This window comes from Streptomyces sp. DH12, from assembly GCF_020873895.1.
In the GTDB taxonomy this organism is placed as follows: Bacteria; Actinomycetota; Actinomycetes; order Streptomycetales; family Streptomycetaceae; genus Streptomyces.
Genome location: NZ_JAHWGT010001254.1, coordinates 1 through 432, shown reverse-complemented (window position 1 = coordinate 432; position 432 = coordinate 1). Strand labels below are relative to the sequence as shown.

Below are 432 nucleotides of genomic sequence, written 5' to 3'. Positions count from 1 at the left end.
GAACAGCTCGTTGAAGACCAGCGCGGCGGCCGACCCGTAGAGGAAGAAGTCGTACCACTCGATGGTGGTGCCGATGAGGGACGCGGCGACGATGCGCTTGAGGTTGCTCGGTGCTGGTGGGGCGGTAGAGGGCGACGACATCGGCACCACTTCCTGGCGTTGCGGGGACGTTTGCGTGTCGCCATACCGTAGGAAGCCGCAGGTCAGTGGCGTATGTGGTGGGACACCATAGTTCTGGAGGTGGGAGTGCGTGGGGGCACCATGACGGTGTCGGCGGAGCGACGATGCGCGCCTTACGTGACGGCGGTCGGAGCCGAGACCGGGGTGTCGCGCAGGCCGACGCGCAGGTGCTCGACGTGGTAGAGGGCCTGCTCGAGAAGTTCGGCGACGTGGTTGTCGTAGAGGGCGTAGATGATCGAGCGGCCCCGGCGC

The 432-nt window shown here is 66.4% G+C and carries 2 pseudogenes; both read right to left on the bottom strand.

Annotation, left to right across the window (positions count from 1 at the left end):
• A pseudogene (locus LPA54_RS39530) lies at positions 1–141 on the bottom strand (MFS transporter); the annotation flags it as partial.
• A gap of 152 nt (positions 142–293) precedes the next feature.
• A pseudogene (locus LPA54_RS39525) lies at positions 294–432 on the bottom strand (transcriptional regulator); the annotation flags it as partial.